This window comes from Enterococcus sp. DJ147D b, assembly GCF_058216655.1.
Genome location: NZ_CM177104.1, coordinates 2,048,208 through 2,064,935, shown reverse-complemented (window position 1 = coordinate 2,064,935; position 16,728 = coordinate 2,048,208). Strand labels below are relative to the sequence as shown.

The 16,728-nt window shown below is 37.4% G+C and carries 15 protein-coding genes; 10 read left to right on the top strand and 5 right to left on the bottom strand.

The genetic code is table 11. The features are described 5' to 3' along the window. Positions 1 to 102: 102 nt before the first annotated feature. Both AC4BD1_RS09700 and AC4BD1_RS09695 read right to left on the bottom strand, forming a co-directional pair. On the bottom strand, positions 103 to 336 hold the full coding sequence (locus AC4BD1_RS09700; protein WP_490485539.1) for a hypothetical protein: 234 nt from the start codon (positions 334 to 336) through the stop codon (positions 103 to 105). A 284-nt stretch (positions 337 to 620) separates the two neighbouring features. Continuing rightward, positions 621 to 1,436, bottom strand: a complete 816-nt coding sequence (locus AC4BD1_RS09695) for a Cof-type HAD-IIB family hydrolase (RefSeq protein ID WP_490485538.1) — start codon at positions 1,434 to 1,436, stop codon at positions 621 to 623. Between the two features lie 231 nt (positions 1,437 to 1,667). Between AC4BD1_RS09695 and AC4BD1_RS09690 the strand changes: the two genes are divergently transcribed. The 5 genes from AC4BD1_RS09690 to AC4BD1_RS09670 all read left to right on the top strand — a co-directional run bounded on the left by AC4BD1_RS09690 (position 1,668) and on the right by AC4BD1_RS09670 (position 9,741). Continuing rightward, positions 1,668 to 3,107: a glycoside hydrolase family 1 protein gene (locus AC4BD1_RS09690; RefSeq protein ID WP_206910916.1), complete on the top strand. Its 1,440-nt coding sequence runs from the start codon at positions 1,668 to 1,670 to the stop codon at positions 3,105 to 3,107. A 252-nt stretch (positions 3,108 to 3,359) separates the two neighbouring features. After that, positions 3,360 to 5,804, top strand: a complete 2,445-nt coding sequence (locus tag AC4BD1_RS09685) for a DNA translocase FtsK (protein WP_206910914.1) — start codon at positions 3,360 to 3,362, stop codon at positions 5,802 to 5,804. A 189-nt stretch (positions 5,805 to 5,993) separates the two neighbouring features. Beyond that, a complete protein-coding gene (gene rlmN, locus AC4BD1_RS09680; RefSeq protein WP_206910913.1) occupies positions 5,994 to 7,061 on the top strand; it encodes a dual-specificity RNA methyltransferase RlmN in 1,068 nt (355 codons plus the stop codon). Between the two features lie 150 nt (positions 7,062 to 7,211). Beyond that, positions 7,212 to 7,757 carry an aminoglycoside N-acetyltransferase AAC(6')-Ii gene (gene aac(6'), locus AC4BD1_RS09675; protein WP_206910912.1) on the top strand — a complete coding sequence of 182 codons (546 nt, stop codon included), beginning with the start codon at positions 7,212 to 7,214 and terminating at the stop codon, positions 7,755 to 7,757. A gap of 319 nt (positions 7,758 to 8,076) precedes the next feature. Then, entirely contained in the window at positions 8,077 to 9,741 is a 1,665-nt protein-coding gene (locus tag AC4BD1_RS09670) for a peptide ABC transporter substrate-binding protein (protein ID WP_490485537.1), read from the top strand. Positions 9,742 to 9,825: 84 nt separating this feature from the next. Here the strand turns inward: AC4BD1_RS09670 and AC4BD1_RS09665 are convergent, their stop codons facing one another. Further along, positions 9,826 to 10,170 (bottom strand): DUF3899 domain-containing protein, encoded by a 345-nt coding sequence (locus AC4BD1_RS09665; RefSeq protein ID WP_206910910.1) that lies wholly within the window; start codon positions 10,168 to 10,170, stop codon positions 9,826 to 9,828. An 84-nt stretch (positions 10,171 to 10,254) separates the two neighbouring features. On the opposite strand from AC4BD1_RS09665, the gene opp3b reads away from it, so the two are divergent. Genes opp3b through AC4BD1_RS09640 form a run of 5 tightly spaced genes read left to right on the top strand, consistent with a single transcriptional unit; the run spans position 10,255 to position 15,274 of the window. Beyond that, positions 10,255 to 11,196 (top strand): oligopeptide ABC transporter permease, encoded by a 942-nt coding sequence (opp3b, locus tag AC4BD1_RS09660; RefSeq protein ID WP_206898228.1) that lies wholly within the window; start codon positions 10,255 to 10,257, stop codon positions 11,194 to 11,196. After that, positions 11,197 to 12,240, top strand: coding sequence for an ABC transporter permease (locus AC4BD1_RS09655; RefSeq protein WP_206898229.1), 1,044 nt, complete (start codon positions 11,197 to 11,199; stop codon positions 12,238 to 12,240). Between the two features lie 5 nt (positions 12,241 to 12,245). Further along, positions 12,246 to 13,322 (top strand): ABC transporter ATP-binding protein, encoded by a 1,077-nt coding sequence (locus AC4BD1_RS09650; protein WP_490466382.1) that lies wholly within the window; start codon positions 12,246 to 12,248, stop codon positions 13,320 to 13,322. After that, on the top strand, positions 13,297 to 14,250 hold the full coding sequence (locus AC4BD1_RS09645) for an ABC transporter ATP-binding protein (RefSeq protein ID WP_206910906.1): 954 nt from the start codon (positions 13,297 to 13,299) through the stop codon (positions 14,248 to 14,250). The genes AC4BD1_RS09650 and AC4BD1_RS09645 overlap by 26 nt, the downstream gene beginning before the upstream one ends. 13 nt (positions 14,251 to 14,263) lie before the next feature. Further along, positions 14,264 to 15,274 carry an RNA-guided endonuclease TnpB family protein gene (locus AC4BD1_RS09640; protein ID WP_490485536.1) on the top strand — a complete coding sequence of 337 codons (1,011 nt, stop codon included), beginning with the start codon at positions 14,264 to 14,266 and terminating at the stop codon, positions 15,272 to 15,274. Positions 15,275 to 15,444: 170 nt separating this feature from the next. On the opposite strand, the gene AC4BD1_RS09635 is transcribed toward AC4BD1_RS09640, so the two are convergent. Together AC4BD1_RS09635 and AC4BD1_RS09630 are read right to left on the bottom strand one after the other, a co-directional pair. Beyond that, positions 15,445 to 16,278, bottom strand: a complete 834-nt coding sequence (locus AC4BD1_RS09635; protein WP_206910901.1) for an NUDIX domain-containing protein — start codon at positions 16,276 to 16,278, stop codon at positions 15,445 to 15,447. Positions 16,279 to 16,371: 93 nt separating this feature from the next. Beyond that, positions 16,372 to 16,650 carry a hypothetical protein gene (locus AC4BD1_RS09630; RefSeq protein WP_347401447.1) on the bottom strand — a complete coding sequence of 93 codons (279 nt, stop codon included), beginning with the start codon at positions 16,648 to 16,650 and terminating at the stop codon, positions 16,372 to 16,374. Positions 16,651 to 16,728: the final 78 nt, after the last annotated feature.

The following is a 16,728-nucleotide window of genomic DNA, read 5'->3' as shown; positions in this document are numbered from 1 at the left end:
ATGACATAGCTTTTATTTATTCGATACGGTGGGTAGGAAAACGATTCATGGAATCTAAGACAAATGAAAAAGAGGAATCCTTTCAATAAGGATTCCTCTTTTTCATTTATTACTTGCTTTTGTTAAGCCAATTTTTCCGTTTTCATTGTTCTGTTCAAGCCATGCTTTTAGTAAATAAATGATCATTAAAAATAAAGCTGTGTAGAATCCCGAACCAATGAAATCTCCATTGATGATATATTCGATCAAAATACCTAGTAAATTAGCAACAATAAAAATGATTATCAGGTTGAGATACGGGTGGCGTTTTTTGAATTTATTATATGCAATTGACATTTTAGACCTCAATCCAGTTCTTCTGTTTTAGCTTTTGTTGTTATGACTTTTCTTCCAGTATCATAACCTTTTTGATAATAAAAACCAACCCAACCATTGCCATTTTTACCCATTGTTTAGCTACTGGTGTGGAAGTATTAGCTAAAATAATTCAGTGATCTAGAAAAAGAAATGGACAAATAAAATCTGGCTCGAATCATTAACAAAATCGTAGAAAACGCAAATTTAATTCAGTAGTAGTTTTTGACGGTTAGAGAGAGTGATCGAGGAAGCTTTCTTCAAACTTATTTAGGAAATAGTTTATCAAGTGTGACTAAGACACCATCCTCATCGTTTGAAGGACAGACGTAGCTAGCTGATTTTTTAATTTCATCAGGCGCGTTAGCCATCGCGTAACTAAGCCCACAATACTTTAACATTTCAAGATCATTTCCACCATCGCCAAAAGCGACACATTGCTCAGACGTAATCCCCCAACGTTGTACCAATTTTTGCAAACCAGCCGCTTTATGACAACCCGGAATGATCAAATCAATTGAACCATGACCACTACTGGTAGGAACTAACATTCCCTGTAAGTTTTCACCAAATAATTCACAGTAATAGGTAGTTTTTTCTACGGGAACAGTGGGTGCAAATTTTAGAATACGATCATCAACTTGTGAAAAATCATCGACCCACTTTAATTTGTGGTAGTAAATATTTGTTAAGTTGAAAAAATCTTCGCTGACTTTTCCACGTTCACAATACGCACTGTTAAATCCACACATCACGTTCTTGATTTCGGGATACTCTTTACAGAAGGAGAGCACTCTCATGATTGCTTCTTCCTTAATATCTGCTGCAAAGAGAAGTTCTTCTTGATCCATTACTAAGGCGCCATTTTCTGCGACAAAACTCAACTCGTGAGCATCGTCAGGAAACAGTGAACGTAGTTGATGATACTGGTTGCCACTAGCAACAACAAATCGACAACCTACAGCAGCCATTCTAGCTAAAATATCTTTAAATCTTGGAATGTCATACGTATAGTCACTTCGTGCAAAAGTTCCGTCCATATCAACAGCAACTAGTTGGATATTATGAGGATTAGGGTTCATCATGGTCACTCCATTCTATTTTATAGCAAAAGAAAACGGTAACATTGTTACTTGGAACTATTGTATCATGTATATACAACTATCGGAAGCTTTTTTAAGTCAGTAGTAAAGAAATAGGGAGTTGATTATTTTTAATGTCTAGACTTTTAAGGAAAAATCCTTTGAAGTGAAAGGGGTTTCGTGTTATTCTAAGGTTGTAAGGATTGAATGAAGGAAGAGAGGAAGTAGACAATGGAACATCAAACATTAACTTCGTTTCCAAAAGATTTTTTATGGGGATCTGCCTCAGCTGCTTATCAAGTCGAAGGTGCTTGGCAAGAAGATGGCAAAGGAGAGTCTGTCTGGGATCAGTTCGTTCGGATACCAGGTAAAACATTTAAAGGTACCAATGGTGACTTAGCGGTGGATCATTATCACCGTTTTAAAGAAGATATTGCTTTAATGAAAGAACAAGGATTGAAAGCTTATCGTTTTTCAATTGCTTGGACTCGAATTTTTCCAACAGGACGTGGAGAAGTCAATCAAGCTGGATTGGCTTTTTATCAAGAGCTAGTGGATGAATTGATCAAAAACGATATTGAACCAATGGTTACTTTGTATCATTGGGATTTGCCACAAGCATTGCAAGATGAATATAAAGGCTGGGAATCACGTCAAATTATTGAGGATTTTACCAATTATGCCGAAACATTATTTGAAGCTTTTCGTGGAAAAGTTCATTATTGGATTAGTTTGAATGAACAAAATGTTTTCACTTCATTAGGCTACTTATTGGCTGTTCATCCGCCAGGTGTAACAGATCCTAAACGAATGTATGCAGTGAATCATATCGCAAATTTAGCAAATGCTTCTGTAATCAATAAATTCCATGAATTAAATATGCCAGGGAAGATTGGACCAAGTTTTGCATATACGCCGAATTATCCAATCAATAGTGATCCTAAAAATATTTTAGCTGCTGAAAATGCAGAAGATCTAATGGCAAACTACTGGATGGATGTCTATATGTGGGGCAAGTACCCAATTGCTGCAATGAAATTTTTAGAGGAACAAGGTTGGGCACCAACGATTGAAGAAGGAGACGAAGAACTATTACAATCAGCAAAACCTGATTTCTTAGGTATCAATTATTATCAGACAGCAACAAATGCGTTTAACCCGTTAGACGGTGTGGGCGCAGGTAAAATGAATACGAGTGGTAAAAAAGGTTCTTCTGAAGAAACAGGTGTGCCAGGAATGTACAAAAAAGTTGAGAATCCTTTTGTTGAACGAACAAACTGGGATTGGGAAATCGATCCGGAAGGGTTGAGAATTGCTCTTCGTCGAATCACTAGTCGTTACCGAACACCTATTTTGATTACTGAAAATGGATTAGGTGAATATGACCAGTTAACCGAAGACAAAAAAATCCATGATGAGTATCGAATTAATTATTTGGCTAACCATGTGAAAGCTATCAAAGAAGCAATCTCTGATGGCGCAACGGTTTTAGGTTACTGTACCTGGTCTTATACTGATTTATTAAGTTGGTTGAATGGCTACCAAAAACGTTATGGCTTTGTTTATGTGGATCAAGATGAAACACAAGAAGGTTCGCTTGAACGTTACAAAAAAGATAGCTACTATTGGTATCAATCAGTCATTAAAGAAAATGGCGAATCAATCGAATAAGAAAAAACGAAATCAAAAAGTTGAAACGATAGCTGCGTAGCTGTTGTTTCAACTTTTTTTAGTGAATGGAAATTTAAGTTCTGATAATCAAACAGTAACAGAATATCCTCTTGCCTCTTCACTATAATCAAATTTTTTTCATATTTTTATGAAAAAATGACGAAATGAAAAGAAAGAAACGAGTTCTTTGAAACAAAACTTTAGTTCCCTTCCTTTTTTTTGTATAATGGGGAATGAAATGAGGGATAAATAATGGCGCAGAAAAAACGTCCTGCAAAGAAAAAGAAAAAGACGAAAAAGCAAAAGCAACAACAAGAGCAACTTTTGACGATCTTTGTCGGTTTTGCATTGATTTTATTTGCTGTGTTTGGCTTTTTACGATTAGGGTTTCTAGGAACTTTAGTTGCCAACGGCTTTCGAATATTTGCGGGGAACACTTATCCAATTCTTTGTTTGTTATTAGCCATCACAGGATTCTGGATTATTATCAAGAATACGGAATTAAAGATTGGTAAACCTCGACGTTTGGTAGGGGGAATTTTCTTTTATTTAGGAATCTTACTTTTCTTCCACGCTCATTTATTTGGAAAACTCCATAGTGGAGAACCAAATATTCTTGGCACTACTTGGGATTTATTAGCAAGCGATATTAAGCAAAGTCAAGTCAGTCGTAATGTAGGTGGTGGGATGATCGGAGCTATTTTATATCATTTTACTTACTTTTTGATTGCGCAGCCAGGCAGTTATCTGGTTGCCGTTTTACTATTGATTGTCGGTGCATTTTTATTTAGCAATCTTGAAGGGTATCAATTATTGGAAGGCATCCAAACATTAGGGGAGAGACTACAAGGATTATTGGAAGGCGATCCAGCAAAACAAGCAAAAAAACAAGCGGAAAAAGCAGAGAGAAAAGAACAACGAGCACAAGCGAGAGAAGCAAAACGTTTAGCCGCTCAAGAAGCAGCTGAAGCAGAGATAGCCGAAATGGAAAAAAGTCGGGAACATCAACAAACAAGATACGACGAACCGGATGAATTACCGGCGACAGAAACCAACGAAGCCAATTTTGTACCAATCAATAGCTTCCAAGAACAAATGCAGACGAAGCCGCCGATTGAACATACGCCAACACAAACAACGTTACCAATCGATGGACATGAAGGACTTGAACAAGAAGTGCCTGAAGATGATGGCTCTGTTCTAGAATTTGAAATTGCCGCTGAAGAAGAAAATCATGCGTATGAATTACCATCTATTGATTTGCTGGATTCGATTCCAGCAGTTGACCAAAGTGATGAATATAAGAAAATCGAAAAAAACATTGGTGTGCTGGAACAAACTTTCCAAAGTTTCGGTGTGGATGCCAAAGTGGTAAAAGCGAGTCTTGGTCCGTCCGTTACGAAATTCGAAGTACAGCCTGCTGTGGGTGTAAAGGTAAGTAAAATCGTTAACTTAACTGATGATATTGCCTTAGCCTTGGCAGCAAAAGATGTTCGGATGGAGGCACCAATTCCAGGTAAATCTTTGATTGGGATCGAGGTTCCTAATGGCAAAATCAGTATGGTTTCCTTTAGAGAAGTAATCGAAGCACAACCAAAACATCCAGATAAACTGTTGGAAGTACCATTAGGTCGTGATGTATCTGGTCGCGTACAGACAGCTGATTTAAGCAAAATGCCTCACTTACTTGTCGCAGGTTCTACTGGGAGCGGGAAGTCTGTTGCAATCAATGGTATTATCACAAGTATCTTGATGCAGGCAAAACCACATGAAGTCAAATTGATGATGATTGACCCCAAAATGGTTGAATTGAATATGTACAATGGGATTCCACATCTTTTAACACCCGTTGTGACAAATCCACGAAAAGCAGCGCAAGCTTTACAAAAAGTGGTTCAAGAAATGGAAGAACGTTACGAAAAGTTTGCCGCTACAGGGGTGAGAAATATTTCTGGGTACAACGAATTTATTCAACAAAAGAATGTAGAAGATGGCACGAAGCATCCGACATTGCCATTTATTGTTGTCATCGTTGACGAATTAGCAGACTTGATGATGGTTGCCAGTAATGAAGTGGAAGATGCAATCATTCGTTTGGCACAAATGGCTCGGGCTGCTGGGATTCATATGATTTTAGCAACACAAAGACCAAGTGTGGATGTTATCACGGGGATTATCAAAGCCAATGTTCCTTCGCGAATGGCCTTTGCAGTTTCTAGTGGAACTGATTCTCGTACGATCATTGATTCAAATGGGGCAGAAAAATTACTTGGACGTGGGGATATGCTCTTCTTACCGATGGGAGAAAACAAACCAATCCGCGTACAAGGAGCCTTTATTTCGGATCATGAAGTTGAGCGCGTTGTAAGCTTTGTAACATCTCAACAAGAAGCACGTTACGAAGAGAAAATGATGCCAACAGATGAAGTTGAGTCAACCGGTACTCCAGAACAACCACAAGATGAATTATATGACGATGCCAAAGCTTTAGTTGTTGAGATGCAAACAGCAAGTATTTCTTTATTACAAAGAAGATTCAGAATTGGCTACAATCGTGCAGCGCGTCTAGTAGATGAACTAGAAACGCATGGGGTGGTAGGTCCGTCAGAAGGAAGTAAGCCAAGAAAAGTCTTTATTGAACAATTGGAAGAGCCTATGAATGATTTACCAGAAGGCCAGCCAGATGATCATCTATAATTAATAGAAACAAAAAGTCATATGTGCACAAAAAACCAGTCGACACAGCGAATACTCCTGTGTTCACTGGTTTTTTAGTTGAACTTCACTACGAATGAACAAGTGAAGGTTCTCGCAAACTTCCTTGCATTCCCTGATAGAATCAGTTATAGTATGTAGCGAAACTTTGAGAAAAAGAGGGAAATAATTTTGGAAAAAACGTCCATTTATGGCTTGACGAATGAAGAACTAACAAATTGGTTTATCAACAATGGTGAAAAGAAGTTCCGTGCTGCCCAAGTCTGGGAATGGCTTTATCAAAAACGGGTAACTGAGTTTTCAGAAATGACCAATTTATCAAAAAATTTGATTGCAAAACTAACAGAGAACTTTGTGATTAATCCATTAAAACAAATGGTTGTACAAGAAGCAGCTGACGGGACAGTCAAATATTTATTTGAATTACCAGATAAGAATATGATCGAAACAGTCTTGATGCGTCAGGAATACGGCTTGTCCGTTTGTGTTACGACTCAAGTTGGTTGCAATATTGGCTGTACCTTCTGTGCCAGTGGATTATTGAAAAAAAATCGTGATTTGACCGCAGGAGAAATTGTTGCTCAAATCATGATGGTTCAACATTATTTTGATGAACGTGAAGAAGGCGAACGAGTTTCTCACGTTGTTGTCATGGGGATTGGTGAACCATTCGATAACTATGATAACGTGATGGATTTCTTGCATATTATCAATGATGCAAAAGGTCTAGCAATCGGGGCACGTCACATCACTGTGTCAACGAGTGGTTTAGCAAATAAAATCAAAGAATTTGCTGATAATGGACTGCAAGTAAACTTAGCAATTTCCTTGCATGCACCAAATAATGAAGTTCGGACGTCAATTATGCGAATCAACCGAAGCTTTCCAATTGAAAAATTGATGGAAGCAGTTGATGAATATCTTGAGAAAACGAATCGTCGAATCACGTTTGAATACATTATGTTGAACAACGTGAATGATCGACCAGAACATGCACAGCAATTAGCTGATCTATTGCAAGATAAGAAAAAATTAGCGTATGTCAATTTGATTCCATATAATCCAGTAAGTGAACATGATCAATATTCACGCAGTCCTAAAGCGGATGTTTTGAAATTTTATGATGTCTTGAAGAAAAATGGCATCAACTGTGTCGTTCGTAAAGAACACGGGACAGATATTGATGCGGCTTGTGGACAATTACGTAGTAAGCAAATGAAGAAAGAAAAAAGATCGTAAGTAAGAAACGACATTTATTTTAGAAGACGTGACATGTTCACGTCTTCTTTTGTTTGATCTGAAATAAGCGATCATTTTTGAACCTTCAAGAAGAAATCTTTGGATTTTTCCATAATCATTGCTAAAATGAGCTGGAATGGGGGGAAACAAATGATTATTACTGAATTCGATCGTAAAAATCTCGATTTGCGAGATCAACTTGCAGATCTATTAAGATTAACTTGGCCAGAGGAATATGGGACCAATGCGACAAAAGAAGTTGACCAGTTGATGGAACCAGATCGCATTGCCGTTTCTGCCTTAGATGGAGATACGTTGATTGGTTTCGTTGGAGCGATTCCTCAATATGGATTCACAGGCTGGGAATTACATCCCTTAGTAGTAGAAAGTACTCGAAGAAGAAATCAAATTGGGACAAGGTTAGTGACCTATATAGAAAAAGAAGTGACCTCAAAAGGTGGGATCACAATGTATTTAGGGACAGATGATCTGGATCATGGAACAACATTAAGTTATGACAATTTATTTGAACATACTTTTGATAAAGCACAAGCTATTCAAAACTTGAAAAGTCACCCCTATGAGTTTTATGAGAAATTAGGTTATCAAATTGTTGGTGTGATCCCAGATGCAAATGGCTGGAATAGACCTGATATTTGGATGGCAAAAGGTCTTGTGCCGAGACCAACCACATAAAAAGAAGAAAAAATGAAAAAGAGTCGAGCAAGGAATTCCTTGCTCGACTCTTTTTTTGAGTAAAACCCGAACATTAAAGCATTTTTTGAATAAATCAACTCTTTTTTACGTATTATTTTATTGAAAATGAAAAATTGTTATTTTCTTTATAAATAAAGGGAATTTTCTGAAAAATATAACGAAAAATACTGATTAAAGAGATTATTTTTAGAAAAAAAAGAAAAAAGTAGTTGATTTTTTAATAATTATTCATTAAACTCTTAAACAACTTCAGAAATATTTAATTATTCTGAAAATTCCGATAAAAGGGGTACGAAAGATGAAAAAGAAAGTAACTTTTGGTTTTGTTGCGGTTTGTGGCCTTGTCCTTGCTGGCTGTTATGGTGGCAGTTCAGATACAGGGAGCAGTAATACAAAAAGCAGTGGTTCTGCTAGTGGAGGCGGCGTATTTAATTTAGTTGTACCTCAAGAGATGCCAACAGCTGATTTATCTGTTGCGACAGATACAATTAGTTTCACAGCGTTGAATAATGTATATGAAGGAATTTATCGTCTTGATAAAGATAGTAAACCACAGCCTGCAGGTGCAAGTGAGTTGGCAGATGTCAGCGAAGATGGTTTAACTTATAAAATCAAATTACGTGAAGATGCAAAATGGTCGAATGGTGAACCTGTAACGGCAGCAGATTATGTTTATGGTTGGCAACGTACGGTTGATCCAAAAACAGCATCTGAATATGCGTATCTATTTGAACCAGTTGCTAATGCGGCAGATATTACAGCTGGCAAAAAAGATAAATCAGAATTAGGCATCAAAGCAAATGGTGATCACGAATTAGAGATCACACTAACAAAACAAACACCTTATTTCCAATATTTATTAGCTTTCCCATCTTTCTTCCCACAAAGTCAAGCAGTTGTTGAAGAAAATGGTGATGCTTATGCTTCAGCAAGTGACAAAGCAGTTTACAATGGTCCATTTACATTAGAAGATTTTGACGGCCCTGGTACTGATACAGAGTGGACATACAAGAAAAATGATAACTATTGGGATAAAGATGAAGTGAAGCTATCAGAAGTCAAAGTAAGTGTAATAAAAGAATCTTCTACTTCATTGAATCTCTTTAAAGATGGACAAGCAGATGATGTCATTTTATCAGGTGAGTTAGCACAACAAAATGCAAATGATCCAGCTTATACATCTGTGAAAGAAGCTCGTACAAGTTATCTCGAGTTTAATCAACGTGAAGAAGACTCTCCTTTCAATAATGCTGATTTGCGAAAAGCAATTTCGTATTCTATCAATCGCGATGCGTTAGTAAAACAAGTGATGGGGGATGGCTCAGTTGCATCAACTGGACTAATTCCAGCAGATATGACAAAAAATCCTGATACAAACGAAGACTTTGCAAAAGAAGCTGGCGATTTAGTTTCTTATGATAAAGACAAAGCAAAAGAACATTGGGAAAAAGCGAAGAAAGAACTAGGTATTGACTCACTTGAATTTGAATTGATGGCATCAGATGATGACTCAACGAAGAAAGTGATTGAATACATCCAAAATTCAATTCAAGAAAACTTAGATGGCGTGAAAGTCAAACCAGTTCCAGTACCATTCTCTGTTCGTTTGGATCGTTCATCATCAGGTGATTTCGATACAGTATTAGGTGGTTGGGGTGCTGATTACGCAGACCCAAGTAGTTTTACAGATCTATTCGTAACAGGAAACTCTTATAACCGCGGACAATGGAGCAATGAAGAATATGACAAAGTAGTGAAAGCATCTTCTTCAGCTGATGCCGGCGACGAAAAAGCGCGTTGGGACGATTTGCAAGAAGCAAACAAAATCATTGCTGATGATATGGGTGTTGCACCAGTTTACCAAAAGGCTGAAGGTCATTTAGTCAATGAAAAAGTCAAAGGTATCGTGCATCATGCAGCTGGGGCTTCATGGGATTACAAGTGGACATATATCGAAGAATAACCACTTCTATATAGGTAACAATTGAAGATGAGAAAAAACAGGGTAGGTCATTGATCCAACGACACACCCTGTTCTCATCAACAATTATAAAAGAGCGAAAAGCATGAAGAGAATGGAAAAAATAAGTAAAATCCCAGCAATAATCAGCCAAAAGCTGTACATACCATGGCTGGCAGATGAAAGCAGCGAGAACTCTGGTTTTTTCTTCCGGTTTCTTGTTCTAGCTAGATGAATCGATCGTTGAAAATGATCAAAGAAACCCGAGGAAAAAACCCATAAAAATCCGCCGATAATCAAAAACGGCAACGCGCATAAGAAAAAATCATTTGATAATTGCAGAAAAGTTAATTGATTGGTTAAGAAATTTTTGATTAAAATGAAGACCATCAACAAAATGGAAATGGCATAAGGAAGATACTTTTTGTTCATTTTTTTGCTCCTTTATCAGTTGGTTCATTACTTAATAATGTAGCGAAACATTTGTCAGAAGTCAAAAGCTAGGGGGAAACATTTGTGAATAGTTATATCAAATATGTTTTAAAACGTGTCTTCTTCATGATGATCACGCTGTGGTTGATAGCCACAATCACTTTTTTCTTAATGCAGTTACTACCAGGAACACCATATACCAATCAGGAACGTTTGAGTCCTGAAACGATTGAAATGTTGAATAAACAAGTAGGTTTAGACAAACCGGTACTTGTTCAATATGGAATTTATCTTTCTAATTTACTTCAAGGTGACTTTGGCATCTCTTTCCAATTTAAAAACCAACCTGTGGCTAATTTATTAGCAGGCAGAATTGGCCCCTCTTTACAATTAGGATTACAAGCAATTATCGTTGGAACGTTTGTTGGAACAATCTTAGGAACGATTTCTGCAATGAAGCAAAACACGTGGGTGGATAGTTCATCGACCTTAATTGCAATCTTGGGACGTTCGATCCCTAACTTTGTGTTTGCAGTGTTACTCCAATATGTGTTTGCAATGAAGTTACACATTTTACCAATCGCAAAATGGGATGGTTTCGTCTATACCATTTTACCAACAATTGCCTTAGCGATGTCTCCACTTGCCGATTCCGCCCGCTTTATTCGGACCGAAATGGTTGAAGTTCTTCATAGCGATTATGTTGAATTAGCTAGAGCAAAAGGACTTAGTCGTTGGGAAATTGCCTTCAAACACGGCTTAAGAAACAGTTTGATCCCATTGATGACTTTATTAGGACCACTGGCAGTTGCGTTGATGACTGGTTCATTAGTAGTTGAAAATATTTTTGCCATTCCTGGAATCGGGGAACAATTTGTGAAATCAATTACCACAAATGATTATCCGACAATCATGGCTGTGACAATTCTTTACTCATTTATGTTGATTTTTGTTATTTTAGTCGTTGACTTATTGTACGGGTTAGTTGATCCAAGAATTCGTGTTTCTGAAGGGAGTCGAGGATAGATGGAAATGGTACCGAAGCGCTATGAAACAGTTGCCGAGATTCCGGCAGACGAGTTTCTTCCTTTACAAAAGAATACCGAAGCCGAGCGTGAACAGATTTCTGCTCCTTCGTTGAATTTCTTACAAGATTCTTGGCGTCGATTGAAGAAAAATAAAGCCGCAGTGATCTCGATGGTCTTACTAACGACAATCATTTTGATTTCAATCGTGACGATTTTTGTTTCACCACACAATCCAACTGCGCAAAATGTTGATTATATCAACTTACCACCGCGTATTCCTGGCATCAGTATCGATGGCCTAAATGGGAAAGCAATGGTTGGTGGCGAGTTAGTTGATAAATACGCGCAGGCAAATGTCCCAGCAAATGTAAATTTTCTTTTGGGAACAGATGGTTTAGGTCGTGATGTGTTGAGTCGCTTGTTCATGGGGACGAGAATTTCTCTATTGATTGCATTTATTGCAGCCATTTTAGACGTGACGATTGGCGTTGCTTATGGCTTGGTTTCTGGTCTTTTAGGCGGACGTGTAGATAATGCAATGCAACGTTTTTTGGAAATTTTATCTGGGATTCCCAACCTAGTCGTAATGATTTTGATGTTAGTTGTATTTGAACCGGGAATTTTTTCAATCGTAGCGGCGATGGCAATCACAAACTGGATTCCAATGGCGCGGATCGTTCGTGCACAAACATTGAAATTGAAAGATCAAGAGTACGTTTTGGCTGGTTTGACTTTGGGTGAATCAAAGTTGAAAATCGCGTTTAAACATATCTTACCGAATATCTCAAGTGTCATCATTATCCAAATGATGTTTAGTATCCCATCTGCTATTTTCTTCGAAGCATTCTTAAGTTTCATCGGGTTAGGTTTAACACCACCGTCTGCTTCATTAGGAACAATGCTAAGTGATGGCTACAAAACATTCTTATATCTGCCTTATCTATTATGGATTCCGGCAGCAACTTTATCGGTTATCATGATTGGCTTTAACTTATTAGCTGATGGATTACGTGATGCCTTCGATCCTAAAATGAAAGAGTGAGAATTATGACGAAAATTTTAGAAGTGAAAGATTTAGAAATTTCTTTTGACACTTATGCTGGTAAAGTTCGAGCAATTCGCGGCGTGAATTTTCACTTGAATAAAGGGGAAACTTTGGCAATCGTTGGTGAATCTGGGAGTGGAAAATCTGTTACAACTCGAAGTATCATGCGACTCCTGTCAAGTAATGCCAACATTGATGCCGGTCAGATCCTGTTTAAAGGGGAAGACATTGTGAACAAATCCGAAAAAGAAATGCAAAAAATTCGCGGGAAAGAAATTGCGATGATCTTCCAAGATCCAATGACATCATTAGATCCAACCATGACAATTGGAAAGCAAGTAGCGGAATCTTTACGCAAACATAATAAAGTATCAAAAAAAGATGGCGAAAAAGCAGCACTTGACTTACTAAAGTTAGTTGGAATTCCAGAAGCTGAAAAAAGAATCAAAAGTTACCCACATCAGTTTTCAGGTGGACAGCGGCAACGGATCGTGATTGCGATTGCTTTGATTTGTTATCCAGAAATTTTAATCGCTGATGAACCCACAACCGCGTTAGATGTAACAATCCAAGCGCAAATCTTAGAATTACTAAAAGAAATTCAAACAAAAATTGATACATCGATTATTTTTATTACCCATGATCTTGGTGTAGTAGCAAATGTTGCTGATCGAGTAGCTGTTATGTATGGTGGGAAAATCATCGAAGTAGGGACTTCAGAAGAAATTTTTTATAATCCGCAACATCCTTATACTTGGGGCTTACTTGGCTCAATGCCGACGTTGGAAAGCGCAAGTAAGCAACTTTATGCAATTCCTGGTTCGCCTCCAGATTTGTTGAATCCACCAAAAGGGGACGCCTTTTATCCACGTAATGAATATGCTTTGCAAATTGATGCAGAGCAAGAACCACCATTTTTTGAATTATCTGCAACACACAAAGCGGCAACCTGGTTGTTAGCACCACAAGCACCAAAAGTTCTGCCACCAGAAGAAATTCAACGCCGTTGGGCAATTTTTAAAGAAAAACAAGGGAGCCAAGGGGGAATAGTGGATGAAAAACAAGCTACTCGAGGTTAAAGGTCTAAAACAATATTTCAACATTGGCAAAAAAAATGAAGTGCATGCGGTGAACGATATCAGTTTCCATATTTATGAAGGAGAAACGTTTGGGTTAGTTGGTGAATCTGGGAGTGGAAAGTCGACGACTGGTCGGACGGTCATTCGTTTAAATGAACCAACTGGTGGTGAGATTTTATTTGATGGACAAGATATAACAAAAATCAAAGGAAAAAAAGAAATGACGAAATTTCGTCATGAAGTCCAAATGATTTTTCAAGATCCTTACGCATCCTTAAATCCGAGAATGAAAGTTCGTGATATTATTGCTGAAGGCATTGATGTGAACGGCTTAGCAAAATCACCGCAGGAGCGTGCGCAAAAAGTTGATGAATTGCTAAAAACAGTTGGGTTAAATCCCAGTCACGGAACACGTTATCCTCATGAATTCTCAGGTGGACAACGTCAACGGATTGGCATTGCTCGAGCGTTAGCAGTTAATCCACGGTTTGTTATTTGTGACGAGCCTATTTCTGCGTTAGATGTGTCAATTCAGGCTCAGGTAGTGAATTTATTACAAGACTTACAAGAAGAGCAAAATTTAACTTACTTGTTTATTGCCCATGACTTATCGATGGTGAAACACATTAGTGATCGCATTGGTGTCATGCATAATGGCTTATTGTTGGAAATGGGGACAAGTGATGAAATTTATAACTTTGGTGTTCATCCTTATACAGAAAGTTTGTTATCTGCTATTCCGTTACCAGATCCAGATCATGAGAGACAACGTCGTCGAATCAAATATCAACCAGAGCCAGAGGATAATCAAGTACGTACATTAAAAGAAATTGCCCCAGAACATTTTGTGTACGCAACAGAACAAGAAGTTGCTTATTACGCGAAAAAATTGCAACGAAAAAAAGAAAACTTACTCGTAACAAACTAGGGGGTAAGTGCTGATGCTCAAAGCCTTTAAATTCCGGATGTATCCCACCGATGAACAAAAAAAGTGGTTGATTCAAAATTTTGGTTGTGTTCGTTTCACTTATAATCACTTACTACTTTCACGACAAGAAACCTATAAGCAATTAGGTGTGATTGATTATTCGTTGACACCAGCTACCTTGAAAAAGCGTTATGCGTTTTTAAAGGAGGCAGATAGTTTGGCATTAGCCAATGCTCAGTTGAATTTGGATCGTGCGTTTCGCAATTATTTTAAAGGACGAGCGAGCTTTCCAAAATTGAAAAGTAAGAAGAGTATGTGGCAGTCTTATACCACAAATAACCAAGGACACACCATTTATTTAGAAGGAAATCAATTGAAATTACCAAAACAAAAAAAGTTGTTCAACGTGCATGTCCACCGACCAATCGAAGGTACGATCCGTTCAGCTACGATTTCTTCACGATATAATGAAGAGTTTTACGTTTCCTTTTTATGTGAAGTTCCGCTGAATAAAAGACAGAAAACCAATGAATGGGTGGGAATCGCGTATTGCCCCAAAGGATTAGTCGAAACTTCGCAGAAAATCGAGGTTGTTGCACCTAAACTTTTGGTGACAAATCAAAAAATCGCTGTAGCAGAAAGAAAATTGAGTATTCGAGCAAAAGCAGCTCAACAACGAAAAAAAGCTTTAGAACGAGCAAAAAATTATCAAAAACAAAAAAGAAAAGTACTGAATCTGTATCAAAAACAAAAATATCAACGGGAAGATTACTTAGAACAACTTTCTGCTGTTCTGGTGAATAAATTTGATTATTTGTTTATTGAATCATTGCCAGATGAGAATCTTGCTTCTGATTTTTCAGTGCAAGATTGGCACAAACTGTTGACCAAATTGAGGTATAAAGCAGAATGGTATCAGAAAACCTTTCTCTTGATTAATACACAGGATATCCACAGTCATTCTGCGCAAGAAAAGAGTAGACTGTTGGAACGAATTGGAAAACAATTACTTTTTGATGTCTAAACTGGTAGGAGCGCCAGAGTTCGCCTTGTTAATAAAAAGTTTTTAAACTTTTGTTTCTAGGAATTTTCTTTTCGCCTAAAGGAAAAGCTCACTAATTATGAGAAACCAAAAACCAAGGACTGTAACTTAAATCAGTAATGATTTTTGTTACAGTCCTTGGTTTTTATAAATTAATCTTCTATTTTTGGATGATGTTCGGGCTTTAATTGATAGATTTTTGATGGACGACCGATTCCAACAGGGCGTTCACCAATTTCGTCAAAATATTGCAACATTGCTTTTTTAAAATTTGAGTGGTCAATGGATTTAAAATCAATTCCCAAAAATTTAGCAAACACTTTGCGAGCTTCAGTAATTGTAAAATCTTTACCTAATACTTGGAGGACTTGTGGTTCATGTTCCATTTTATTAACGATGCGGTTAAAGGCTTTTAACACGATAAAACTATGGTCAAATGCCAACTTATCTTTTCCAGTTGATTGGCCAGTTGTTAAATCAAGCGCGATTGAGACATCGCCACTGGTCAAGTGGATTTGATTCATTTGTCGTTCTAAAGTGAACCAGCGGACTTCTTTGGCATCATCTCCTGCAATCAAAGGTTCTTCACCAATAAAGGCAAGATAACTGACAGTTACGACCCAGCCACGTGGATCACGGTCGGGCGTGCTAAATGTGTGAAGTTGTTCAATGTTTTCTTTAGAAATAATGACTCCCGTTTCTTCTTGTGTTTCGCGTAAGACACTTTCGCCAGTTGACTCATCTCGTTGGACAAAGCCACCAGGTAATGCCCAAGAGTTTCGATAAGGATGTCCTTTTCTTTGAATCAAAAGAATTTTCAACTGATCTTCTTCTTTGTTGTAACACATCAAAACGATGTCGACAGTCAAAGAAGGCTTGTCGTATTCAGGACGTTCTTGTGCTTGATACCAAGTTAAAAAATCTTCTTCACTGGCTTCTTGTTCATAATATAATTTTTCTTCTTCTTTAGAAGTAAATTCTTTCATTCTGACACCTCCACTGCCGATAAAAGTACAATTTACTTTATTGTAGCAGACTCTCGGAAAAAACCAAGGATTTCCCGAAAAATTTCATGGTTATCAAAGATGGAAGAGGAAGGGGAAAACTAAGTTGACCAAAAAGAACAGTAAATAAAAAGGCAAAAATTTCATTTTTTCTTCGCGAAGAGCAAGAAATCCGCAAATGATAATAAATAAATCTAATGCGATACGGAAAAGATTGGATACAAGAAGGAAACTGCTCAAGTTGCCGTTTAAATTAAAGTAACCATACATCCTTATATAAAAATAACTAAAAATTAAATGAACAATTGTCAGTACTGCGATACTGATCATAAAAATCGTGTGTTTTTTCTGCATAATCATTCCTACCTTTGTTCGTTGGTTTTTCAGTTTCTATTATACATGATTCATTTTTAGAAAAATAGCGAGGAAAAA

Bases quoted from the DNA above. Each gene is read 5' to 3' on its own strand.
- AC4BD1_RS09650 (WP_490466382.1), top strand. From the start codon at position 12,246: ATGACGAAAATTTTAGAAGTGAAAGATTTAGAAATTTCTTTTGACACT.
- AC4BD1_RS09700 (WP_490485539.1), bottom strand. From the start codon at position 336: ATGTCAATTGCATATAATAAATTCAAAAAACGCCACCCGTATCTCAAC.
- AC4BD1_RS09670 (WP_490485537.1), top strand. From the start codon at position 8,077: ATGAAAAAGAAAGTAACTTTTGGTTTTGTTGCGGTTTGTGGCCTTGTC.
- AC4BD1_RS09630 (WP_347401447.1), bottom strand. From the start codon at position 16,650: ATGCAGAAAAAACACACGATTTTTATGATCAGTATCGCAGTACTGACA.
- AC4BD1_RS09635 (WP_206910901.1), bottom strand. From the start codon at position 16,278: ATGAAAGAATTTACTTCTAAAGAAGAAGAAAAATTATATTATGAACAA.
- AC4BD1_RS09665 (WP_206910910.1), bottom strand. From the start codon at position 10,170: ATGAACAAAAAGTATCTTCCTTATGCCATTTCCATTTTGTTGATGGTC.
- AC4BD1_RS09690 (WP_206910916.1), top strand. From the start codon at position 1,668: ATGGAACATCAAACATTAACTTCGTTTCCAAAAGATTTTTTATGGGGA.
- AC4BD1_RS09685 (WP_206910914.1), top strand. From the start codon at position 3,360: ATGGCGCAGAAAAAACGTCCTGCAAAGAAAAAGAAAAAGACGAAAAAG.
- AC4BD1_RS09655 (WP_206898229.1), top strand. From the start codon at position 11,197: ATGGAAATGGTACCGAAGCGCTATGAAACAGTTGCCGAGATTCCGGCA.
- AC4BD1_RS09645 (WP_206910906.1), top strand. From the start codon at position 13,297: ATGAAAAACAAGCTACTCGAGGTTAAAGGTCTAAAACAATATTTCAAC.
- AC4BD1_RS09695 (WP_490485538.1), bottom strand. From the start codon at position 1,436: ATGAACCCTAATCCTCATAATATCCAACTAGTTGCTGTTGATATGGAC.
- AC4BD1_RS09640 (WP_490485536.1), top strand. From the start codon at position 14,264: ATGCTCAAAGCCTTTAAATTCCGGATGTATCCCACCGATGAACAAAAA.